The sequence below is a fragment of the Ensifer sp. ENS09 genome (assembly GCF_014852425.1).
Classification (GTDB): domain Bacteria; phylum Pseudomonadota; class Alphaproteobacteria; order Rhizobiales; family Rhizobiaceae; genus Ensifer.
Genome location: NZ_JACVBP010000002.1, coordinates 858,617 through 881,170, shown reverse-complemented (window position 1 = coordinate 881,170; position 22,554 = coordinate 858,617). Strand labels below are relative to the sequence as shown.

23 protein-coding genes, 2 tRNA genes and 1 pseudogene are annotated in these 22,554 nt (G+C 60.8%); 17 read left to right on the top strand and 9 right to left on the bottom strand.

From position 1 onward, the window contains the following. Positions 1 to 396 precede the first annotated feature (396 nt). The 3 genes from IB267_RS12425 (at position 397) to pncB (ending at position 3,713) form a co-directional block, all read left to right on the top strand. Positions 397 to 1,584: a polysaccharide biosynthesis/export family protein gene (locus tag IB267_RS12425; RefSeq protein WP_192447888.1), complete on the top strand. Its 1,188-nt coding sequence runs from the start codon at positions 397 to 399 to the stop codon at positions 1,582 to 1,584. Between the two features lie 179 nt (positions 1,585 to 1,763). Continuing rightward, positions 1,764 to 2,363 (top strand): bifunctional nicotinamidase/pyrazinamidase, encoded by a 600-nt coding sequence (gene pncA / locus IB267_RS12420; protein WP_192448312.1) that lies wholly within the window; start codon positions 1,764 to 1,766, stop codon positions 2,361 to 2,363. A 45-nt stretch (positions 2,364 to 2,408) separates the two neighbouring features. After that, a complete protein-coding gene (gene pncB / locus IB267_RS12415; protein WP_034797014.1) occupies positions 2,409 to 3,713 on the top strand; it encodes a nicotinate phosphoribosyltransferase in 1,305 nt (434 codons plus the stop codon). 343 nt (positions 3,714 to 4,056) lie between these two features. On the opposite strand, the gene IB267_RS12410 is transcribed toward pncB, so the two are convergent. Together IB267_RS12410 and IB267_RS12405 are read right to left on the bottom strand one after the other, a co-directional pair. Beyond that, complete coding sequence (locus tag IB267_RS12410) at positions 4,057 to 4,770, bottom strand: DNA helicase (RefSeq protein WP_192447887.1); 714 nt, start codon at positions 4,768 to 4,770, stop codon at positions 4,057 to 4,059. A gap of 325 nt (positions 4,771 to 5,095) precedes the next feature. Continuing rightward, positions 5,096 to 5,170: transfer RNA gene (locus IB267_RS12405), tRNA-Thr, on the bottom strand. 151 nt (positions 5,171 to 5,321) lie between these two features. On the opposite strand from IB267_RS12405, the gene IB267_RS12400 reads away from it, so the two are divergent. From IB267_RS12400 to IB267_RS12355, 10 genes are all read left to right on the top strand, one after another. Beyond that, the gene (locus tag IB267_RS12400; protein ID WP_210335871.1) at positions 5,322 to 5,573 is read left to right on the top strand and encodes a hypothetical protein; all 252 of its coding nucleotides are present in this window, start codon (positions 5,322 to 5,324) and stop codon (positions 5,571 to 5,573) included. 262 nt (positions 5,574 to 5,835) lie between these two features. Beyond that, a complete protein-coding gene (gene murA / locus IB267_RS12395) occupies positions 5,836 to 7,128 on the top strand; it encodes a UDP-N-acetylglucosamine 1-carboxyvinyltransferase (protein WP_192447886.1) in 1,293 nt (430 codons plus the stop codon). Positions 7,129 to 7,234: 106 nt separating this feature from the next. Beyond that, positions 7,235 to 7,675 (top strand): DUF2948 family protein, encoded by a 441-nt coding sequence (locus IB267_RS12390; RefSeq protein WP_043613197.1) that lies wholly within the window; start codon positions 7,235 to 7,237, stop codon positions 7,673 to 7,675. Between the two features lie 55 nt (positions 7,676 to 7,730). Then, entirely contained in the window at positions 7,731 to 9,035 is a 1,305-nt protein-coding gene (gene hisD, locus IB267_RS12385; RefSeq protein ID WP_192447885.1) for a histidinol dehydrogenase, read from the top strand. Then, the gene (locus tag IB267_RS12380; protein ID WP_192447884.1) at positions 9,032 to 9,508 is read left to right on the top strand and encodes a UPF0262 family protein; all 477 of its coding nucleotides are present in this window, start codon (positions 9,032 to 9,034) and stop codon (positions 9,506 to 9,508) included. Before hisD ends, IB267_RS12380 begins: the two co-directional genes overlap by 4 nt. A gap of 14 nt (positions 9,509 to 9,522) precedes the next feature. Next, positions 9,523 to 9,990 carry a low molecular weight phosphatase family protein gene (locus IB267_RS12375; RefSeq protein ID WP_192447883.1) on the top strand — a complete coding sequence of 156 codons (468 nt, stop codon included), beginning with the start codon at positions 9,523 to 9,525 and terminating at the stop codon, positions 9,988 to 9,990. 269 nt (positions 9,991 to 10,259) lie between these two features. Continuing rightward, positions 10,260 to 10,478, top strand: a complete 219-nt coding sequence (gene infA / locus IB267_RS12370) for a translation initiation factor IF-1 (RefSeq protein WP_004435948.1) — start codon at positions 10,260 to 10,262, stop codon at positions 10,476 to 10,478. Positions 10,479 to 10,625: 147 nt separating this feature from the next. Next, positions 10,626 to 11,246 carry a Maf-like protein gene (locus IB267_RS12365; protein WP_034797002.1) on the top strand — a complete coding sequence of 207 codons (621 nt, stop codon included), beginning with the start codon at positions 10,626 to 10,628 and terminating at the stop codon, positions 11,244 to 11,246. A 4-nt stretch (positions 11,247 to 11,250) separates the two neighbouring features. Then, complete coding sequence (yacG, locus tag IB267_RS12360; RefSeq protein WP_034797000.1) at positions 11,251 to 11,463, top strand: DNA gyrase inhibitor YacG; 213 nt, start codon at positions 11,251 to 11,253, stop codon at positions 11,461 to 11,463. Positions 11,464 to 11,804: 341 nt separating this feature from the next. Next, positions 11,805 to 11,880, top strand: a tRNA-Phe gene (locus IB267_RS12355). Positions 11,881 to 11,987: 107 nt separating this feature from the next. Here IB267_RS12355 and IB267_RS12350 read toward each other — a convergent pair. Further along, entirely contained in the window at positions 11,988 to 12,449 is a 462-nt protein-coding gene (locus IB267_RS12350; protein WP_192447882.1) for a tyrosine-type recombinase/integrase, read from the bottom strand. Between the two features lie 36 nt (positions 12,450 to 12,485). On the opposite strand from IB267_RS12350, the pseudogene IB267_RS12345 reads away from it, so the two are divergent. The 4 genes and pseudogenes from IB267_RS12345 to IB267_RS12330 all read left to right on the top strand — a co-directional run bounded on the left by IB267_RS12345 (position 12,486) and on the right by IB267_RS12330 (position 17,662). After that, positions 12,486 to 13,993 (top strand): annotated as a pseudogene (locus IB267_RS12345) (tripartite tricarboxylate transporter permease). 199 nt (positions 13,994 to 14,192) lie between these two features. Beyond that, complete coding sequence (locus IB267_RS12340) at positions 14,193 to 15,239, top strand: acyltransferase (protein WP_192447881.1); 1,047 nt, start codon at positions 14,193 to 14,195, stop codon at positions 15,237 to 15,239. A gap of 180 nt (positions 15,240 to 15,419) precedes the next feature. Beyond that, the gene (locus IB267_RS12335) at positions 15,420 to 17,183 is read left to right on the top strand and encodes a flagellin (RefSeq protein ID WP_192447880.1); all 1,764 of its coding nucleotides are present in this window, start codon (positions 15,420 to 15,422) and stop codon (positions 17,181 to 17,183) included. Positions 17,184 to 17,440: 257 nt separating this feature from the next. Further along, entirely contained in the window at positions 17,441 to 17,662 is a 222-nt protein-coding gene (locus tag IB267_RS12330) for a hypothetical protein (RefSeq protein ID WP_090294984.1), read from the top strand. 105 nt (positions 17,663 to 17,767) lie between these two features. Here IB267_RS12330 and IB267_RS12325 read toward each other — a convergent pair whose 3' ends face one another. From IB267_RS12325 to rhaI, 6 genes are all read right to left on the bottom strand, one after another. Beyond that, positions 17,768 to 19,015 (bottom strand): glycosyltransferase family 2 protein, encoded by a 1,248-nt coding sequence (locus IB267_RS12325; protein ID WP_192447879.1) that lies wholly within the window; start codon positions 19,013 to 19,015, stop codon positions 17,768 to 17,770. Between the two features lie 458 nt (positions 19,016 to 19,473). Then, positions 19,474 to 19,860 carry a DUF930 domain-containing protein gene (locus tag IB267_RS12320; RefSeq protein WP_192447878.1) on the bottom strand — a complete coding sequence of 129 codons (387 nt, stop codon included), beginning with the start codon at positions 19,858 to 19,860 and terminating at the stop codon, positions 19,474 to 19,476. A gap of 119 nt (positions 19,861 to 19,979) precedes the next feature. Beyond that, on the bottom strand, positions 19,980 to 20,441 hold the full coding sequence (locus tag IB267_RS12315) for a YbaK/EbsC family protein (RefSeq protein WP_043613094.1): 462 nt from the start codon (positions 20,439 to 20,441) through the stop codon (positions 19,980 to 19,982). 87 nt (positions 20,442 to 20,528) lie between these two features. Further along, positions 20,529 to 20,717: a hypothetical protein gene (locus tag IB267_RS12310; protein ID WP_034796970.1), complete on the bottom strand. Its 189-nt coding sequence runs from the start codon at positions 20,715 to 20,717 to the stop codon at positions 20,529 to 20,531. Positions 20,718 to 20,844: 127 nt separating this feature from the next. Beyond that, the gene (locus IB267_RS12305; protein ID WP_034796969.1) at positions 20,845 to 21,099 is read right to left on the bottom strand and encodes a GlsB/YeaQ/YmgE family stress response membrane protein; all 255 of its coding nucleotides are present in this window, start codon (positions 21,097 to 21,099) and stop codon (positions 20,845 to 20,847) included. A 156-nt stretch (positions 21,100 to 21,255) separates the two neighbouring features. Continuing rightward, the gene (rhaI, locus tag IB267_RS12300; RefSeq protein WP_192447877.1) at positions 21,256 to 22,551 is read right to left on the bottom strand and encodes an L-rhamnose catabolism isomerase; all 1,296 of its coding nucleotides are present in this window, start codon (positions 22,549 to 22,551) and stop codon (positions 21,256 to 21,258) included. Positions 22,552 to 22,554 lie beyond the last annotated feature (3 nt).

Here is a 22,554-nt window from a genome sequence, read left to right as displayed (position 1 = left end):
CGCTCTAAAATGCCGTTAAAGTTGCACCTGCGATTGCGCGGCGGAGGTCGAAATGCAATCGCCAATCGTCATGCTTGTGGGCTATCCCCAGCTATATTCGTTCCGCCTCATTAGTCAGCTTTTAACTTAAAGTCCCTAGCTTTCAACCCCAAAGACTGAAGATATACACGCTGTCAACGCCAGTCCAAGTCGGATTGGGCGACAAACCACGCTCAAGGTATCGAAGGTATGACCAGAAAGACGCGGGCTCAAATAAATTGCCCGTCTTGGTCTTGGGGTGACTTGTTGTGGGACGGCGATTGTGCTTTTCAGAGACCGGCGAAATTCCCTGCCGGGGATGATGCGGCGCGGAACCATGAGCAAAATCATGGCTGTGCCGAATGTGGAGTGTCGTAGTTGAAACGAGTCAGTGCCCTTCTGCTTTGTTCCGCCCTCGTCGGATGCCAGGCTGTGCCTGGTGAGGGACCGCTGGCTGGGGCGATCGTCAAGGATGCCGGCCAGTCAGGCGCCGAGATCGGCCGCCAGAATGCAACGGTTTTCGACATCGTCGATGTGGACGGACGCTCCGCGCGTCTTGTTTCCGATTATGTCTCCTCGACGCTCAATCGCCGTTTCGGCATTGGCGGCGGTGTCGGCCGGGTCGTCATCGGAGTTGGCGACCAGCTCAAGGTTTCGATCTTCGAAGCCGGCAGCGACGGCCTGTTCTCGACGCAGGACTCCAAGCAGACGAGCATCGATCTCGTCGTTCAGCCGGATGGCAAGGCTGCCATCCCCTATGTCGGCCCGGTCAGTTTTGCCGGCCTGACACTGGAGCAGGCGCGCCAGGAAATCCTGGAAGCGCTGAAGCAGAAGGCCGTCGAGCCCGACGTCATCGTCACGAGCATGAGCACCGCGTCGCGCAACGTCACGGTTTCGGGTGCCGTCGGCAAATCGTCGGTGGTGCCGCTGAGCCTCGTCGACGAAACGATCAACGAAGTCATCGCCAAGGCCGGTGGCCCGGTGGCCCAGCCCTATGAAACCTTCGTCACATTGGTGCGCGGCAAGAAGACCGGAACGGTTCTTCTGAAGTCGATCATCGAGAACCCGTCGGAAAATATCCACGTCAAGCCGGGCGACCAGATCTTCGTGACGCGCGATCCGCGCCGCTTCACGATCCTCGGTGCGGTCAAGGCCAACCAGCGCGTCGAATTCGGCGCCAACGACCTGAACCTGCTCGAGGCCATGGGCCTTGCTGGCGGTGGTTCGGACTACACGCTCGACATGAAGGGCTACTTCATCTTCCGTTACGAAGAACCCGATGTGGTCATGAGCCTGCTCGGTCAGCAGCGTTTCAACGAAATGCTGCGCAAGGGCATGAAGACCGACAGCGTCGGTCGCTACCCGATCGTCTACCGCTTCGACATGAGCAAGCCGGACAGCCTGATCGTCGGCCAGACCTTCCCGGTCAAGAATCGCGACGTCATCTATGCCTCGCGTCACCCGTCGGTCGATTTCTCGAAGTTCCTCAACTTCGTCGCCCAGCCGGTCGGCATTGCCAATTCCGGCTTCTCGATCGCGGACAACATCAACAATCTCGGAAATTGATTGTTTTCAATCGCATTTGTTCAAGGGCGCCGGCTATGCCGGCGCCCTTTTTGCTTATCTATCCTCCTGTTCCTCGAAGCCTGCGGAACTGGCTTGTCGTCGCTCAAATTCTGTGATTGATCTTGGACTTAAATCGATTTTGGTGATCGATAACCAGTTGATCGGCCAAGAGGTGAATGATGGCGGATAAAGCGTTGATCGTCGTGGATGTGCAGAACGATTTCTGCCCGGGCGGCGCGCTCGGTGTGGCAGGTGGCGACGAGATCGTGCCGATGATCAACGGCCTGATGGGTCGCTTCGAGCATGTGGTTCTGACCCAGGACTGGCATCCGGCCGGCCACTCGAGCTTCGCCTCCAGCCATGCCGGCAAAAATCCCTTCGAAATGATCGCCATGCCCTACGGTGCGCAGACGCTCTGGCCGGATCATTGCGTACAGGGCAGCGCCGGTGCCGATTTCCATCCGGCGCTCGAATGGACCCGCGCCGAACTTTTGATCCGCAAGGGTTTCCGCGCGCAAATCGACAGCTATTCCGCCTTCTTTGAAAACGACCGCCGGACGCCGACCGGACTTTCCGGCTATCTCAGGGACCGCGGTATCAAAAAGGTGACGCTCTGCGGGCTCGCGACCGATTTCTGCGTCGCCTTCTCCGCGCTCGACGCGGTGGCGCAGGGATTCTCGACCACGGTCGTTCTCGATGCCTGTCGGGGCATCGACCTCAACGGCTCGCTTCATGCCATGGTGACGCGTATGCGTGATGCCGGCGTCGAGCTGAACTAGCCGGGATGATCTAGCCTCGCCTAAGAGGAAGGAGCAATTTCACCGATGACGAAGACCGATATCGCCAGGCGCGTCTACAATCATGCCTGGAAACTCGACCCGATCGTACGCAGCCTGCTGGACACGGATTTTTACAAGCTCCTGATGCTGCAGATGATCTGGCAGCTCTATCCGGATGTCGATGCGACCTTCTCGCTGATCAACCGCACGAAGACGGTGCGGCTCGCCGACGAGATCGACGAGCAGGAACTGCGCGAGCAGCTCGATCACGCACGCGAGTTGCGTTTTTCCAAGAAGGAAATGATCTGGCTTGCGGGTAATACCTTCTATGGCCGCAAGCAGATCTTCTCGCCGGAGTTTCTCGCCTGGCTAGCCAAGTTCCGCCTGCCGGATTATGAGCTGAAACGCAGCGACGGCCAGTTCGAGCTGACCTTCCGCGGCCGCTGGGCGGAGACCACCATGTGGGAGATCCCGGCGCTGGCGATCATCAACGAGCTGCGCTCGCGCTCGGCGATGAAGGGCCTCGGTCCCTTTACCCTCGATGTGCTCTATGCCCGCGCCAAGGCCAAGATGTGGTCCAAAGTCGAGCGGCTGCGGCAGTATCCTAACCTCAGGATCTCCGATTTCGGCACGCGCCGCCGCCACAGCTTCCTTTGGCAGCGCTGGTGCGTCGAGGCGCTGAAGGAAGGAATCGGAAGCTCGTTCTCCGGTACCAGCAACGTGTTGCTCGCCATGGACAACGATCTGGAAGCGCTTGGCACCAACGCACACGAATTGCCGATGGTGGCCGCAGCCCTTGCCCGCAACGACAAGGAACTGGCCGCCGCCCCCTACAAGGTGCTGCAGGACTGGAACCAACTCTATGGCGGCAATCTCCTGATCGTGCTGCCTGATGCCTTCGGCACAGCGGCGTTCCTGCGTGACGCGCCGAAATGGGTGGCGGACTGGACGGGCTTTCGGCCGGACAGCGCGCCGCCGATCGAAGGTGGCGAAAAAATCGTCGCCTGGTGGAAGAAGATGGGACGGGATCCTCGGGAAAAGCTGCTGATCTTCTCCGATGGTCTCGACGTCGACACCATCATCGAGACGTACCGCCACTTCGAGGGGCGCGTGCGCATGAGCTTCGGCTGGGGCACCAACCTTACCAATGATTTTGCCGGTTGCGCGCCGACGGAAATCAGCGGCCTCAGTCCGATCTCGATCGTTTGCAAGGTCAGCGAGGCGGATGGCCGGCCGGCTGTAAAACTCTCCGACAATCCGCGCAAGGCGACCGGTGACCCGGCCGAGGTCGAGCGCTACCTCAAGTTCTTTGGCTCGCAGGATTTCGTTGAGCAGGCGGTTAAGGTCTGACCGCCAAGTAACGCCTAAGTCAAACGACGCCACGTGCTGAGCGGAACAAAAAAAGAAACCGGCAGAAGCCGGTTTCAAAAGGGGATCAAAGATGTTGCGATTGTCCATCATCGCAATGTCAAATCTGGCAGTGGAATCTTAAGGTTGCGTTAAGGCGCCAACCTGCCGTTGCATTTTTCTTCTCTAGAATACGAACATGTAGAGAAGGATGATGACGATGAGCGGCACGCCCATAAGCCAGAGAACAATACCTTTCATTGAGAAGCCTCCGCGTTGCTGCCTTTGAAACGATAACGCAGCATCGGGAAATACGTTCCGGGTGTCAGCGAGGCAGGCTCTTGTTTCAGTTTATCGCCAGTAGCCTCGCTTCGCCCTTGTTCAAGAAGTAGGCCTTGTCGAAAAGCCGGAGATCAACGGGGTTCGGCATCCGGATATCGTCCAGGTCCGGAAGTGGTTTCACGGCGGCTTCGAAGGATCGATCGATCTGCGAGATGAAGATGATGATCAGCCCGCGTTGCCGCGCGAATGCCCTCAATTTGCGCACCTGATCGCCAAGCGCGGGGTTTTCACGCCGCTGATCGAGAAGCTGGAGGTAATCGACGACCACCAGCGTGCCGGGATCGGCCTTGGACAGCTTACCGACGATATGGTCGGCGCTGATCGTGTCGGAGCAATCGATCTCGAACAGCGGGGCAAACCGGCCATAGTCGGCCCTGATGGTCGCAAAACGCTCTATGACGTCCGTCACGGTATATTCCAGTGTGAAGAAGTAGGCGCGATGGCCGGCCCTCATCGCCTCTACGGCAAGCTCGAGGCTCTTCAGCGTCTTGCCCTGGCCGGGGAGTGCGCCGAGGACCACGAGATCTCCGGGAGCGAGCGGGGCAAGCATACTCGCCGCGGTGCCGGCAGTCGTTTGTCGTGCCGCAAGCAGGCTCCAAGTGGAGTAGCCCTCCTGAACGGCAATGCGATCAAGCGCTTCATGGAGCGGGATGGCTTCGCCGCGGCATAGGCGTTTCGCCTTGCGTTTCAGATGGTAGATCGGCGCAGTCAGTTTCATCGGTAACCTCCTGATGCGAGCAACCTTCGCAATCCCTCCTTATGCGCAATGCTCGAACAGTCGGTTCGATGATGGATGGCCCCGCATGAAATCTGCTTTCCCGATCGGAGGGGGGAGGCGTGGGCGCGCCCGAATCGAAGTGTAGCGCAGAGGACGTACCAGGTGAACGGCTGTCGGTGGACCGAAAAGGGTAAGGCGTGAGCTACTGACCCGCCACGGATGATGCGGTCAAATGTTCGGATGAGGCGGCTTGCAGATGGCAACCGACGGAGCATTGCGAAGCGCTTCGCACGCGAATAACTGATTGTATCTCTTGAGAGAAAACTGGTGCTGCTAGAGAGATTTGAACTCTCGGCCTCTCCCTTACCAAGGGAGTGCTCTACCCCTGAGCTATAGCAGCATCTGGCGGCCGGTTCGTGTGTCAGCCGCATCAAGCGAGGGGGCTATTGCCATAGCTGAGCGGGGAGTGCAAGCAGGTTTTCGAAGTTTTTCGTGAAGAGCTGTGAGAAAAGTCGCTGGCGCTTCCGAAGACCCTGGTTTTGCGCTATGGCATGGGCATGCAAACAGACGACGAAGAAAGCGGCAAGGCCGTGTCCACGCCTGACGAGCGGCAGGCGGACGGCAAGGTGCGCCAGAAAAAGATAAAGGATACGACCGAGGCGGACCTGAAAAAGGCGCGTCTTGCCAGGAACTTGCGCGACAACCTCATGCGCCGCAAGCAGCAGATGCGGGCGCGCCGATCCGGCGCTGCTGATGAAGTCAGCGGTCTTCCTGCCGCAAAAACGGACGAATCCCAAGATTAGTACCGGCAGGAAGCGGTATCCGCCGCTTCGTTTTCAATTTGCCGGCGGCATGGCCATCGGCCGTTCGAATGCACAGGTCCGTAAATCGGGACCGATCGCGGGGGAAAGCTGTGCAGCGACCTAAATATTACAGCGCCAGGCGTCTGAACGGATGCGCGGCGTTCAAGGTACTTCTAATTTCGCGGCGTCTCCACTAAAGAGGCGCCTTCAGACAACATCGGATTATTTTGGAAAGGCGGGCCAAGCCCGTTCGAGAGGCCTCATGGATCGCATCAGGATTGTAGGCGGCAACAAGCTCAATGGCGTCATCCCGATTTCGGGCGCCAAGAATGCGGCCCTGCCGCTGATGATTGCGTCGCTTCTGACCGACGACACGCTGACGCTCGAAAACGTGCCGCATCTGGCCGACGTCGAGCAGCTGATCCGCATCCTCGGCAATCATGGCGCGGATATCTCCGTCAACGGCCGCCGCGAGCGCCAGGGCGAGAGCTACGCCCGCACCATCCACTTCACCTGCCGCAACATCGTCGACACGACCGCCCCTTACGAGCTGGTCTCGAAGATGCGTGCCAGCTTCTGGGTCATCGGCCCGCTGCTCGCCCGTGAAGGCAAGGCGCGGGTTTCGCTGCCGGGCGGCTGCGCCATCGGCACGCGTCCGGTCGATCTTTTCATCGAGGGCCTCAAGGCGCTTTCCGCCAACATCGAGATCGATGGCGGCTACGTCAACGCGACGGCGCCCGCCGGTGGTCTGATCGGCGCGCGTTACACCTTCCCGAAAGTGTCGGTCGGCGCCACTCACGTGCTGATGATGGCAGCGACCCTTGCCAACGGTACCACGGTGCTCGGCAACGCCGCGCGCGAGCCTGAAGTCGTCGACCTTGCCAACTGCCTCAACGCCATGGGCGCCAAGATCACCGGCCAGGGCACGCCGACGATCACGATTGAAGGCGTACGTTCGCTTTCCGGCGCGCGCCACCGCGTCTTGCCGGATCGCATCGAGACCGGCACCTATGCCATGGCCGTTGCCATGACCGGCGGCGACGTCATCCTCGAAGACACCGACATGGCCCTGCTCGACACGGCTCTCGAAGCGATCCGCCGCGCTGGCGCCGAGATCACCGAGACCAACAGCGGCATCCGCATCGTACGCAATGGCGCCGGCATCAAGCCGGTGGATATCGTCACCGATCCCTTCCCGGGCTTCCCGACCGACCTGCAGGCGCAGTTCATGGGCCTGATGACGATGGCGAAGGGCACCTCGCACATCACCGAGACGATCTTCGAAAACCGCTTCATGCACGTGCAGGAACTCGCCCGTCTCGGCGCCAAGATCTCGCTTTCCGGCCAGACGGCCAAGATCGAGGGTGTCAGCCGCCTGAAGGGTGCGCCGGTCATGGCGACCGACCTTCGCGCATCCGTCTCGCTCGTCATCGCCGGCCTTGCCGCCGAAGGCGAAACCATGGTGTCGCGCGTCTACCACCTCGATCGCGGCTTTGAGCGGCTCGAAGAGAAGCTCACCCGTTGCGGTGCGCATGTGGAGCGCGTCAGCGACTGATTTCTTCGGTTGCGCCTGATACCGTTGCGGTTTCAGGCGCAACATCCTATGTCCATTTCAATTGTGGCACGGCAAGATGTGCGGCGAAACGAAAGGAATGGATGGCATGACCGGATTGAAGCTGCTGGCGCTCGACGAGGAGGATCTCGCTGTCGTCTCCGCCCATGTCCAGGATGCCGTGTTCAAGGTTTCGGGCCTGGAATACGACGCGCGCCGCAAGCAGTTTTCGCTCATCGTCAACCGCTTCGTCTGGGAAACGGCCGATGGCAAGCGCCGCTCCTTCGAGCGCCGGCGGGCGCTGCTCCTCTTCAAGCGTGTGAATGCGGTGCGTTCCGTCGGCTTCGACCGGCGTGACGGCGAAGCGGTGCTCGATCTGCTGACGCTGAAGTTCACGGTGGAGGGCGAGGGGCCGGAAGGCACGCTGGAGCTGGTTCTGGCTGGCGACGCCTCGATCGCGCTTGACGTCGAATGCATCGAAACGCAGCTTGCGGATACTGGCGGGGCGTGGGAAACCGCTTTCAAGCCCAAGCACCCCGAAGGCGCTTGACGCTGATCGACCCGCCCACACCGGCATGTGACACTGGCATACGAGGACGTCCCCTTTGGCAATCAGGCTCAATTTTCTCGACGGTGACTTCGAACAAAAGTTCGCGTCATTCCTGACGACCAAGCGTGAGGTGTCCGAGGACGTCAATGCGGTGGTCAAGGCGATCATCGACGACGTGCGGCTGCGCGGCGATGCGGCGCTTGCCGAATACTCCAAGCGTTTTGATGGCGTCGATTTCTTGGTGACGCCGATGGCCGTCAGCGCCGCCGAGATCGATGCGGCGATCCAGGAAGTCGAGCCGGAGGTTCTCGGCGCGCTTAAGGTCGCCGCCACCCGTATCGAGGCGCACCATGCCCGCCAGCGCCCGAAGGACGATATTTACGAGGACTCCATGGGCGTCGGCCTCGGTTCGCGCTGGACGGCGGTCGATGCCGTTGGCCTCTATGTGCCCGGCGGGACCGCGAGCTATCCAAGCTCGGTGCTGATGAACGCGCTGCCAGCGAAAGTGGCGGGCGTTCCCCGCATCGTCATGGTGGTGCCGGCAATGGGCGGTGCGATCAATCCGGCAGTATTGGCTGCGGCACGGCTTGCCGGCGTCGAGGAAATCTATCGCATCGGCGGCGCGCAGGCCGTAGCCGCCCTTGCCTATGGCACCGAGACGATTGCGCCGGTCGCCAAGATCGTCGGCCCAGGCAATGCCTATGTGGCTGCGGCCAAGCGCCGGGTTTTCGGCACGGTCGGTATCGACATGATCGCCGGACCCTCCGAAGTGCTTGTTATTGCCGACAAGCACAACGATCCGGACTGGATCGCCGCTGATTTGCTCGCCCAGGCCGAGCACGATGTCGGCGCCCAGTCGATCCTGATCACCGACGATGCGGAATTCGGCCAGGCGGTCGAGAACGCGGTCGAGCGGCAATTGAAGACGCTGCCACGCGCCGAAACGGCGTCGGCAAGCTGGCGCGATTTTGGCGCCGTCATCCTCGTGCCCGATCTTGCAGAGGCCGTGCCGCTCGCGAACCGTATTGCCGCCGAGCATCTCGAGCTGGCGCTTACCGACCCCGAACCGATGGTCGCCAAGATCCGCAATGCCGGCGCGATTTTCGTTGGCCGCCATACGCCCGAGGTCATCGGCGACTATGTCGGCGGCTCCAACCACGTGCTGCCGACCGCCCGCTCGGCGCGCTTCTCCTCCGGCCTCGGCGTGCTCGATTATATGAAGCGCACGTCGATCCTGCGGCTTGACGCCGAACAGTTGCGGATCCTCGGGCCGGCGGCGATCGTGCTGGCAAAATCCGAGGGCCTTGAAGCCCATGCGCGCTCCGTCGCTATTCGCCTCAATCTCGGTGATGCTGGATGAAGGCGGACCGCAACCAGCGTCTCTGCGATGTCGTTCTGGACGAGACCATCGGCCGCTCGACCCCTGATGTGGAGCATGAGCGCGCGGTTGCGATCTTCGACTTGCTCGAAGAAAACCTGTTCGAGCCCGCCGGCCATCCTGGCGGCCCCTACAAGCTCAATCTCTCGCTCGTCGATGCGAAGCTGGTTTTCGCGATCTCGACCGAGAAAGGCGACGATGTCGCCACCCATATCCTGTCGTTGACCCCGTTCCGCCGGATCGTGAAGGACTACTTCATGATCTGCGAGAGCTACTACGAAGCGATCCGCTCGGCGACGCCGAGCCAGATCGAGGCGATCGACATGGGGCGCCGTGGCATCCATAATGAAGGTTCGCAGACGCTGATGGATCGCCTCTCCGGCAAGATCCGGCTGGATTTCGACACCGCCCGCCGCCTGTTCACGCTCGTCTGCGTGCTCTACTGGCGCGGGTGAGGGCGGCGACCGGCATGGCGGGAACCGAGGCTCAGCGCTTGAAAATGCCCCGCTCGGTCCTCTTCATGTGCGGCATGAACGCCATCCGCTCGCCGATGGCCGAGGCGCTTGCCAAGGCGGCGCTGCCGGCCGGAACCTATGTTGCCTCAGCGGGCGTGCGGCATGGGGAGCGCGATCCCTTTGTCGACGTGGTCATGGCCGAAGTGGGCCTGGGCCTCGGTCGCCATCAGCCACATACGCTGGACGAATTGGAGGACGACTACTTCGACCTCATCGTCACGCTGGCGCCGGAAGCCCATCACAAGGCGCTCGAATTGACGCGTTCCATGGCCGTCGACGTTGTCTACTGGCCGACACCGGATCCGACGGTGGCCGCCGGCACGCGCGAGCAGATCGTCGATGCCTATCGCGCCGTACGCGATCACCTGTCGACGCTGATCAATCATCGGTTGGTCGGCTCGAAGAAGTCGGAAGACATCTGAGGCTTTGCCGAAAATCCGCGGGCGGTTCCAGCCCAAGACGTTTCCATGCCCGCTTAAATCCCGATCGATTTAAGACTAGAGACATGGAGCGGTACGAAGTGCTATAGCGGCTTCGCGCTTCTGATCCGACGCGCGGCACAGTAGCCCGTCACAAAAGCGCAAAAGCCGGTCTTAGATGGTTCACAAATCCTCGTCGATTGTGTAGTTTCCGGCGAATTTTTCGGGATACCTGACGGTTCCCTAAACAAAGATAGAAAGAACAGTCCTACATGGCGAAAGAAGAAGTCCTTGAATTTCCGGGCGTGGTCACCGAATTGCTTCCGAATGCGACCTTCCGCGTGAAGCTCGAAAACGAGCATGAGATTATCGCTCACACGGCTGGCCGTATGCGCAAGAACCGCATCCGCGTGCTTGCCGGCGACAAGGTTCTCGTTGAAATGACCCCGTACGACCTTACCAAGGGCCGTATCACCTACCGCTTCAAGTAAGCCGCTCCGGCTCTTAGCAATTCCTGGAGCATTTCCGCTTCTTCTTCGAATCGCGAAAACGCTCTAACCTTTGGTTGGATTGCAATTCCAGGCGTAAACCGCCTATCGCATTTTGCTGGAATTGCTCTGGAGTGACGGCTCGTTCCGATGACAGTGGCCAAGAAATTGATACTTGCGTCCGGTTCGCCGCGTCGCGTCGAGCTTCTGGCGCAGGCCGGCATCGAGCCCGCGCGCCTGATGCCGATGGATCTCGATGAGACGCCGAAGCGTGCCGAACATCCACGTTCGCTCGCACGGCGCCTGTCGGCCGAAAAGGCGCGGGCGGCGCTTGCTGCGGTCAAAGGCGAGGCCGGCTGGGACGGAAGCTACATCCTGGCGGCCGATACGGTCGTCTGTGTTGGCCGCCGTATCCTGCCGAAGCCGGAACTTGTCAGCGAGGCCTCGAGCGCGCTGCATCTTCTTTCCGGCCGCAGCCATCGCGTCTATACCGGCGTCTGCCTGATCACTCCGGACAAGACCGTGCGCCAGAAGGTCGTCGACACCAAGGTGCGCTTCAAGCGCCTGTCCGGCTTCGATATCGAGAGCTACCTCGCGTCGGGCCAATGGCGTGGCAAGGCGGGCGGCTACGGCATCCAGGGCATCGCCGGCAGCTTCGTCGTCAAGCTCGTCGGCTCCTACAGCAACGTCGTCGGCCTGCCGCTCTACGAAACCGTCAGCCTGCTTGTCGGCGAAGGCTATGACGTGCACAATCGTTGGCTGGAAGGCTGAACGAGTGACCGACGAAACGAAGAAAAGCGCTTCGAACGTCGCGCCCCTGCGCGCACCGCGCCCGTGCCCGGAATGTGGCCGGCCGTCGCATCGGGAACACTATCCCTTCTGCTCCGACCGCTGCCGCAACGTCGACCTCAATCGCTGGCTCTCCGGCTCCTACGCCATTCCGGTCGCCGACGACGAGGCGAAGGCCGACGACGGCGACGACCGCTAGGCTTACCGCTGCGGCCGGACCCGCCGGTCCGGCTTTTCCTTCCCCACACCCTCTTTGCCGCGAACGGCGCCTCGAAGATCCTCGCGCGTCACCGAGTGCGTACGATCATCTTTTTCGGCTTCCAACGGCCACTTTCCACGAAAAATGGACCAGGGAGAGGATGCGATCTCTCTGAAACTCCTCGCTTTTTCGGCGTTTCGATTGTCCACAGGATTTCGGTCAAAAAACTTTCATTTGGCGCTGGACACCGCCGAACAAGATGCTATAACCCCGCTCGTTCCCGGGGCAAACACAAGCGCCCCGATGGTTCCGAAAGGAGCCGATGCCCGAAACGGCAGGATGCCCGGATAGCTCAGTTGGTAGAGCAGCGGATTGAAAATCCGCGTGTCGGTGGTTCAAATCCGCCTCCGGGCACCATCACTAAAATCAACCTTTGATTTTATTGTGGTTTCTCGCCCTAAACGTCTAGAAAATCTACATCACCTTAAAAAGGTGGAAACTTTTGTTCCCGCTTTGAGCGCGTGTCAGTCGTCGATTGCATCGTTGTCGAAGATAGCCACAGCCGCCTTTGCCAGCAATATCTGGCGGGCGGCTTTCGTGTGTCGCGTGACCTCTTTCGAGGTCGTGTGACCGGTCATCGACATGATCTGATGTTCACTTGCGCCGCGATCGGCGAGGCGAGCTGCGGCCGCCTTGCGCAAGCCGTGCGCAGAGCAATGAAGCAGCCCCGCTTCGTTGCAGCGTTTGCGGAACCAGTTGCCGAAACCGTTCGACGTGAAGGGCTTGTTAAACTCGGTCACCAACAACGTCAGGTCTCCGCACGGGCTCTTTTCGATGATGTCGGCGAGGATGGGGTGGATTGGGATGGCGAGTTTTACGGGTTTGTGCCGGCGGTTCTTGAACTGGGTGAAATTGAACCAGCCGTTGGATATGTGCTGCTTGCCAAAGAGCACGATGTCGCTACGCCTCTGCGTCGTGTAGATCATCAGCGCGAGCGCAAGTCTTGCCTTGGTGCCGATCGGATGGCGCGTCTCAAATTGGGCGACCTCGGCCTCGGCATGACCGTGGCGTTCACCCCGCAGAACATCGCGCTCTGCTTTATCGGCTGTCTCATCGGCATGCTGGTCGGCGTGTTGCCGGGCGTCGGCCCGGTCGCCACCATCGCAATCCTCCTGCCGGTCACCCTCTCGCTCGATCCGACCGGCTCGCTGATCATGCTCGCCGGCATCTATTACGGCGCCCAGTACGGCGGCTCGACCACGGCCATCCTCGTCAACATTCCCGGCGAAGCGACAGCGGTCGTCACCGCCATCGACGGTCACAAGATGGCGCAGAAGGGCCAGGCGGGGCTTGTGCTCGGCCTGGCGGCGATCGGTTCGTTCTTTGCCGGCACGGTTGCCACATCGTGATTGCCGCCCTCGGCGTTCCGATGACGCGCATGGGCCTTCTCTTCGGCCCGACCGAGTATTTCTCGCTGATGATCATGGGTCTCGTCTTCGCCGTCGTGCTGGCGCACGGCTCGCTCCTGAAGGCGGTGTCGATGATCCTCGTCGGCGTGCTGCTTTCCTGCGTCGGCGCCGACATGGAGACGGGCCGTGGGCGCATGACCTTCGGCATTGAGATGCTTCAGGACGGCATCGAATTCGTCGTGCTGGCCATGGGTATCTTCGGCTTCGGCGAGATCTTCAAGAACCTTGCCGACCCGGAATCCCAAGATGTCGTGCGCAGCCGCATCGGCCGCCTGTGGTCAACGCCAAGGGAGCTGAAGGAAAACTTCCCGCCGATCCTGCGCGGCACCTTTCTCGGCTCGGTCCTTGGCGTTCTGCCGGGCAACGGCGCGATCCTCGGCCCCTTTGCCAGCTATGCGGTGGAAAAGCGCATGTCGAAGCGGCCGCGGGACTTCGGCCATGGCGCGCCGGCGGCGGTCGCCGGCCCGGAAAGCGCCAACAATGCCGGCGCGCAGACCTCCTTCATCCCGCTTCTCACCCTCGGCCTGCCGCCGAATGCGGTGATGACGCTGATGGTCGGCGCGATGATGATCCAGGGCATCGTGCCCGGGCCACAGGTGATCGAGCGCAATCCGGAACTGTTCTGGGGGCTCATCGCCTCGATGTGGATCGGCAACCTCATGCTGGTCATCATTAACCTGCCGCTGATCGGTCTGTGGGTGAAGCTGCTGCGCGTGCCCTATCGCCTGCTGTTTCCGGCGATCGTCTGCTTCTGCTGCATCGGCCTCTATTCGATCGCCAACGATGCCGCCCAGGTGATGATGGCCGCCCTGTTCGGGATCATCGGTTACGCTCTCTACAAGCTCGAATTCGAGCCTGCGCCGCTGGCGCTCGGCTTCGTGCTCGGCCGCTTGCTCGAGGAGAAGCTGCGCCAGTCACTGATCATCTCCGGCGGCAGCCCGCTGACCTTCCTGCAATCGCCACTGTCGGCCATTCTGCTTGCGATCGCTGTCATGGCGCTCGTGGTCGCTATCTCGCCGTCGATGCGGCGAAACCGCGACGAGGTCTTCAAGGAAGCCTAGGACTTGCTTTGAAACCTTGGCAAAGGCCATGGGCGTGCCGCGCCCGTGGCCTTTTTTGTTTTCGGGTCGGCGGAAGAGGTATCGCCTCTGGTCGATCAAGAACATCGCTCCTCTTCACAAGTGCGCGGAAGCGGCGTAATCTCCAAGGATATTCTTAAGTAGAAATAATTTAAGTATTATATCCTGCGGGGACAAAGGAATGGCTGCGACGGGAGCGCGCGGCGACAGGCGGGAGCAAATTGACGGGCTTCGCGTGATCGCCATGACGGGGGTATTGTACGTTCATTACTGGAACGAGCATCCCACACTTGAATCGGTTCGAGTTTCACTCTTCTTCATCATCAGCGGCTTTTTGATCGGGGTGATCCTGCTGTCGGCAAAAGACACCCAGGCGACGATCAACGTCACCAACTTCTACATTCGCCGATCGCTCCGCCTGCTTCCGGCGCTGTTCCTGATGCTGTTCGTGGCGGCGTTGTTCAACATGGACGGCATACGCAACAGCCTTGTGTGGCACACGTTTCAGATGTCGAGCCTGTATTTCGCCATCACCCAGGACTGGGAGCCCTGGGTTGCCGCGCATCTCTGGAGCCTCAACATCGTCGAGCAGTTCTACCTGACCGCTCCGCTGATCATCATCTTCCTGAGCCGGCGGCATATATTCGTGGCCTATGTCCTCATCTTCACGATGTCGGTGATCGCGCGGACCTATAGCGACGAGCTCGGTCTTCTCGCCTGGTCAAACATCGTTCTTGCCTTCGACCCCGTGGCGGCCGGGGCCATCCTCGCGCTGGTCAAGGACAATGCCGACGTGCGGGCGGTCCTGACGAGCAAACTCAACAACCTCGCGTCGGTCGCCATCATCGCGTCGCCCCTCTTCGTCGGTATCAAGTTCGGCCACTCGGAAACCTATAAGTTGCTTTGCATCTACGCGCTGGCGTCAATCGTTCTGAGCTCCTACATCGGATACAAGGGCGTGTCGGCCTATCTCCTGGCAAACCCCGTCACGCGCTTCCTCAGCCGGGTCAGCTACGCCACCTATGTGTACCATATGGCGCTCTGGTGGCTGGTCGCGGAGCAGTGGCCGGCGCTCTACAAGGCAGGGCCGATGACATTCCTCGTCATGAGCACCATCACCGTGATCGTCGCGACGATCTCCTGGCATCTGGTGGAAAAGCACTTCGACGCCCTGAAAGCCCTGTTCCCGGTAACCCAGCCGGTGCCGCTTGCCGCCGAGCGTGCCTGACCCCGGCTATGGGACGGGCCGGGGCAGGGGGCGCAATTTTTGCGAACGACCAGAAGCGCCGACGCAATATTTGCGCGTCGAGGCGGGTTTCTTAAGTCCGTGTTAACCACGTATTTGATTGTATCGCCACAATCACAGCGGCCCATGATGGGCATTTTTCAATTTTAAGATGTCACTAATATGGTCAGCATTCTCACGAACGCTGGGGCGATTTCTGCGCTCCAGACTCTGCGCACGATCAATTCCGGCATGGCCGAGGTACGCGGGCAACTGAACTCCGGCCTCAGAATTCAGACAGCGGCGGACAACGCCGCCTATTGGTCGATTTCGACAACCATGCGCTCCGACGCCAAGGCCGTGTCCGCGGTTCAGGACGCGCTCGGGCTTGGAGCGGCCAAGGTCGAAACGGCCTATGCGGCGATGGATGCCGTTACCGATATTCTCAGCGAGTTCAAGGCCAGGCTGGTGACGGCGAGGGAGCCCGGCGTCGACAAGGGCAAGCTCCAGAAGGAACTTGACCAGCTCAAGCAACAGATCCTGAGCATCGCGGATTCGGCGAGCTTCAGCGGACAGAACTGGCTGAGAACCAGCGTCTCCGACATCAATGACAGCGACCTGAACCGCACTTCCGTCGCCTCCTCGTTTTCGAGAGACGCCCAAAACGGCGTGTCGCTGAACACGGCCGACTTTTTCCTGCGGGACTCCTCGCTGTTCAACAGCACCGGCGGCGGCATCCTGCAGGCCGATACGCGGGATCTGAGAACGGTCGGCGGCATCCGCTTCGTGACCTCGGTCGATGTCGATGGTTACACGACCAACAGCAACTACAACAACCGGGCGGGCCAGGCCGGCGAATTCGTGTTCCATTTTGCCGGACCGATCAGCTTTGCGAGCCCCGGCGACACAATCACCTTCGACGTCACCGTCGACAAGGATAGCCCCTCCCAGGGCCTGTCCCTGCCGCTGCATACGGGCAAGACGATCGGCGTCACCGTGGATCGGGCGACGGTCGATACCGTGCTCGGAGCCGGCGCCAACGGCGTGATATCGGACTACACGCAGTATGCCGCCGTCCTGAAACATGCGGTCGAGCAGGCCGGAACCGGCGCCACGGTGCAGACGTACCGGCACGATTATGAGCCCTATCCGCCGATCATCGATCAGATCGGCTTCAAGACGCTGCAGAATTCCGGGCTTAACGGATCCTATGTCGAGGTCTCCAACTTGGTCATCAACACGACGACCGGAGGTGCCGGAGGGCTTTCGCCCAATGCCGGTTTCGGAACGCGCGGATCGGAGATGACGCTGACCTTCGAGCAGTTCGAGGTCTACAAGGACGTTGTCGTGTCGTTCAATTTTTCGGTGAACGGCGAGGCGCCGAGCACCCACGCCTTCGATCGCAACCAGGTCAATGCACTGCTTGGCAAGGATACGGGCAAGATCGAGACGGTGGACGAAATGGTGATGGTGCTTCAGTCGCTCATCACCCGGCCCGACACGATCATCCAGAACAACGGGTCAGGCGGGATCCTGATAAAGTCCGATCCGGCCGCCGATCGGAAATCCGGTGCCGGAACCTTCATCGGCTTCACCAACATCGATGTGAACATCGAACCGATCGCCCGCAGAAACTTCCTTGACGTCGATATCGCGGCGAACCCGCAATCGGTCGATTCCTATCTCCAATACATCGAGGTCGTCCTGCAGCGGACCATCGATGGCGCCGCAGCACTTGGCTCGATGCTGTCGCGCATCGACATGCAGACAACCTTCGCCCAGACGCTGATGGCGACGATCGACAAGGGTGTCGGTCGTCTGGTGGATGCCGAAATGAATGAAGCGTCGACACGGCTGAAGGCCCTGCAGTCGCAGGAGCAGCTCGGCATCCAGGCTTTGCAGATCGCCAATTCCGACGCTCAGAACATTCTGCAGCTTTTCCGCTGAGACAAGTCGCAGCGGCCGATCTGGAGGGGTTGATTCAGGGAGGGGAGAAATCCGTCCCCCGTGCGGATCCGGCTTCGACTGACCCCGAGGCTTAACCCAGCCAAAATTCCCCGGCTGTCACCTGCGTTACAGGCGTGTCGCAGCTTCTGCCTATTCTGGCGCGCGGGAGGACCTGAGCGGCGCAGTTCGTCGCCGCACAATTTAGGCCGCGACATCCGGAAAAAACGGGGGCGCGGCCGGGTCAACGAGGATTAGACATGCGTAAACTTGCGACACTCTCTCTGGCAGCTTTGGTGACTGCGACGGTCGCCGTGGTCGGCGTTGCTCCGGCATTTGCCGGCGGAAGCTACTACAAGGGCGTATCGACAACGCCCATCAACGAAGGCCACAAAAGCGAGAAGTACAACCCTGAGGCCAAGGTCGTGAACCGCCCACCGCCGCGCAACGGCGCCTATTACAAGGGCATCATGCGCAAGTAATGCGGTATCCGTGGGGCGTGCGTGGTCAAGCGGCCTTTTTGCCCGTCGCGCTACCCGGCATAACCTGCGAAACAAACGAGGGCGCCAGCGGCGCCCTTTTATATTTTAAAGCAGAACGTGGTTGAGGATGTCGCTTTCGCTGACCACCAGGTTCGGCAGATGCCCCTTGCGAAGATAGTGCTTGCGGTCGCTGTCTGCCGTGACGAAGACGGCGGTGCGGGCAATTTCGTTCGGCGTGAGTTCCGTTGTACCGGGAACGACGGCGATATGGGAGCGCAGGCCAAGGTCACGCAACAGTTCTTCTAGCGCACCATGGTCGTCGACCCCGTGAAGCACCAGACGATCGATCTCGGCGACCGCGTTCGTGTGCCACATCACCGTCTGCAGGGCGACCATGAGCGGCAGAACGCCCTTTGACCGCTGCAGTTCGGGATGGTGTTCGAAGCCGCCGAGCATCAGACGAGTATAAAGCTCATAGGCTCGGATGTAGTCCTTCTTCGCGATCCACATGCGCAGCGCGACCGTCATGCGCAGCATGGTGAAATCCCGCACCTGCGCATCGAGATAGGCCCGGCGGTCGGGCGTCAGCCGCACGGCGCCGCGCTTGGCGCCGGAATAGAGGAAATATTCAAGGCCGCCGCGGTAGCTGTCCCAGGCGGTGAGCACGTCGGCATGGCCGGCTTGCGGCCGGTCGCGGGCAATCTTCGAACGGGTGACCTGTCGGTAGAACGGCTTTCTCAGGAAGGCGACGGCGCCCTGCTCCAGAAAATGGGCGAGATAGGCGAAGGCCCAGTAGGCGAAGTTCCTGGGCACCCAGGCCGACCGTAGCGCCGACGCCCGGTAGATGCCGATTTCCGGAAACACGTGCCGCTCGCAGAGGAAGTCGAACACTTCCTCGGAAGCGCGCTTCTTGAACTTCGTGTCCTTGTCGACGATGTAGAACGGCGGATCATCGCGCTCCTCGACTTCGTCATGCGTGTACCAGGGCGCGTAGCAAGCGGTGACTTCCGGATTGAGATCCAGGTAGCGGATCGCCTCGCGCAAGCCGTCGTTGATCAGGATGTCGTCGTCGGCAAGGTAGAGCACATATTCGCCGGTCGCGCGGCTGAAGGCGCTGACGACGTTTGCGCCCGAACCGTAGTTTTCCGCCTGCCGGAGATAACGAATCGGCAAGCCCTTGGCGATGAAGCGCTCGGCCACGTCGCGCGTGTCGTCCGTCGACGCGTTGTCGGAGATGATGATCTCGTACTTATACGAGAATTGGTAAAGGTCGACGAAATAGGCGAGCGCCTTTTCGAGAAACGCCGCGCGATTGTAGGTTGGAATGCAAATGCTCAGCTTAACCTGGCTCACGCGCCTCTCCATGGTGCTCATTTAGCGCGATTTCTCGTCGCTCGGACGTTGCCCGTTGCCCGCATTGCCAGCCCTGGGGCTGCCGCAAGACGCGGGGAAACCGCGCATGCAGGGAACTCCCCCTGCCCATTCCTTATTCCGCGTCGATCTTGTGTGAGCCTTGTCTTGGATAGGGGGTGCCCGACCTCTCTCGGCATCGCTCGAATTAACGCTTTGTTAACCATGCGAGCGCACTCTCGGATCAGGCTCACGCCGCTCCTTGTCCGACGGATCTAAGCGGCGGACGGGATACACTGTCGCGGTCGTTCCGATGGTGGCGAGGTAAGGGTGATATGGCAGAGCACATGATGAAAATGCTGATGAGCATCATGGCGGCGTTGTCGTTCGGCTCGCTGCTCTTTCTCGTGGCCATCCTTTAGGGCTGCCACCTTTAACGCCGCCGCGTCCTTCGACGTCCGTCAGGGGTAGAGGTAGAATTCGTCCCAGCTCTCGTGCGGCACCAACTCGCCGATCTTGTATTCGAAAGACAGGACATCCAGGTGCTCGGCGTCGGTGAGGCACTTGAACTTCAGCTTGTACCATTCCCCCTTGCTGCGGAACACGGCGCCCGGCGCCTTCATCTTGTCTTCCTTCACGACCGGTTCGGCGAAAGTATAGGCAATCACTTTGTCCGGTTTGAAGCTCGACTTGTCGGCGTTGATGCGCTCCATCGCTTCGGTGTCACAGCGCTGCTCCAGACGGGTCTGCGGATCGAGCTTCTTGAACTGGCGTACCAGGGACTGATCCATCGCCAGCGCCGGGGAAAACGTGGCGGCGAAGATGAGCGGGTACGCGAGTAGCTTCATGCTTGACGGACTCCTGGCAACGGAAGGACGGACCCGGCAAATCACTGCCGGGACGCGCCAGCGGTTTCAGTTAGGCTTTGTGGCCATTCCAAGGCAGGCCGCGTTTCCGAAACGGCAAACTACGTTTCGGATACGTCGATCCACTCGGCGCCGGTCAGTTCGGCGATGCGGGTCGGGCTGATGTGCACAGCCGCATTGGTGGCGCCGGCGGCCGGCACGACGATGTCGTAGGCCTTCAGCGACATGTCGCAATAGATGCTGTGCGGCTTGGCAAGACCGAAGGGGCAGACGCCGCCGACTGGATGGCCGGTTTCGGCCTCCACCTCATCGAAGCCGAGCATGCGCGCCTTTGTGCCGAAGCGGGCCTTGTATTTCTTGTTGTCGAGGCGGGCGTCGCCGCGCGTGACGATCAGGATCACGTCGTCGCCGACGCGAAGCGCCAGCGTCTTGGCAATTTGCGCCGGCTCGACACCATGGCCCTCGGCCGCGAGCGCGACCGTTGCGGTGCTTTGCTGAAGCTCGATGACGTCGATGTCGGGGGCATGCTCTGAGAAGAAGTCTTTGACGGAGGTCAGGCTCATGGCGAACAGTTCACGTTATTGAAAGGCAATGGCGGTCGGCCGCGGCGCGGAGAGCGCGATGATCTTGTTGCCGGGCGCGCAAATCTCTCAATCGTCGTTGGAAGCGTCAAGGTCTTCCGGACGCAGACCTTCCTGCTGCGGTGGCAGGTAGCCGTGATTGGTGAACCAGTTTTCGAGGATCGCGATAATCGCCTGATCCCGTGTCTGCATTCCCGGGTGATCGGCAATGAACGACTTGAGCGCCGTTTCGATCTTGTCGGTGTAAAGCGCGTTCATGCTCGCCTCCGTCTGGCTAAATGCGATGTCCCGTCCGGCAGATCACAGTGCTACAGCGCCCTTCGCGCGTCCAGATGGAACGACCGGGGACATCCCGGGCGCGAAGGGTACTGCCGCCGGCGATGGGTCAGGCTTGTTTGACGATGCGGATCAGCACCAGAAGGATGACGGCGCCGATCGTCGCGTGCAGGATCGCCGAGAGGATGCCGGTTCCGAGACTGATGCCGATCGCCGGGAAGAGGAAACCGGCGATGAAGGCGCCGATGATGCCGACGACCATATTGCCGATGAGGCCGAAACCGCCGCCCTTGACGATGAGCCCGGCGAGCCAGCCGGCGACCGCGCCGACGATCAGGAAGACAAGAATGCTTTCAATGCCCATGAACGGGTCCCTTTCCGTTGGATCTCCAAGGGAAAGATAGATCAGGAATTAAAATCAGATAGGGGGCAATTTCATCGCGCAGCGATTTTTTGAGCTGTCGAGGGTGGGATGCGGCGCCGGGCCTCAAATGGCAGCCCGGTGCCGCTTGGTTCAGGGTTAGACGATACCGCCCCCGCCGCCGGCAACGGCCGGGCGCTCAGCCGCGACTTTTGCGCGGTAACCGCTCTTGCGGTAGGTTGCAACAGGTGCGATTGCGCCGCCGCTGTCGAGCCGCGCCATTGCGAGGATCGGCTCGACATCGGTGCGGAAGGCTACCTTCAGCGTCTCGCTTGCCATCAGCGCATCATTGTCGTCCTGGTAGCCTGCGAGCGCCTGGCGGTCGACGATCAGCGCCTGGGCATACGCGCGGCAGACCTCGGTGGCGCTCGTCACCAGGCTTTCGATCGGGTCGGTGACGTTGTGGCTCTGGTCGAGCATGTGCGCCGGCTGGAACCCCTTGGCCTTGCGGGTCTCCGCATCGACGAGTTCGTTGAAGACGAGGAACAGCCGGTAGGGATCGATCGAGCCGGTGTCGAGATCGTCGTCACTGTACTTCGAATCGTTGAAGTGGAAGCCGCCGAGCTTGCCGAACTGGATGAGGCGGGCGACGATCATCTCGATGTTAACGTTCGGCGCATGGTGGCCAAGATCGACGAGGCAGAAGGCCTTGGGGCCGAGTTCCTGGGCGATCAGGTAGTTGCTGCCCCAGTCCTGGACGACGGTCGAGTAGAAGGCCGGCTCGAACATCTTGTGTTCGGTGTAGACGCGCCAGTCATCCGGCAGCGCCGCATAGACCGATTTCATCGCATCGAGATAACGCTCGAAAGCGCGGGTGAAGTTGCTCTGGCCGGGGAAGTTGGAGCCGTCGCCGACCCAGACCGTCAGCGCCTTGGAGCCGAGCTGCCGGCCGATCTCGATGCATTCGAGATTGTGCTCTACCGCTTGGGCGCGCGTGGCGGCGTCGGCATGCGACAGCGAGCCGAACTTGTAGGAATGTTCCTGGCCCGGCGCATCGGAGAAGGTGTTGGAGTTCATCGCATCGAAACCGAGGCCGAGCGACGTGCCCTTCTCTTTCAGTTCGGAAATGTCGTTCACCTTGTCCCAGGGGATATGCAGCGACACGGTCGGCGTCGCCCGCGTCAGTTGCTGGATGACGGCGCAATCTTCGAGCTTGTCGAAGATGTTGCGCGGCTCGCCCTTGCCGGGGAAGCGAGCAAAGCGCGTGCCGCCGGTGCCGACACCCCAGGAAGGAACGGCAACGCCGTAGGCGGCGACCTTGCGCTTGATCTCGTCGATGGCGATGCCGCGCCGGCCAAGCCTCTCGCCGAGGCTTTCATAGTCCCGGCGAAGTGCGCTGAGCCGGCTTTCATTTTCGGCCTCGACCGTCGCCTGGCTGATCATGGTGGTCGTCATGAA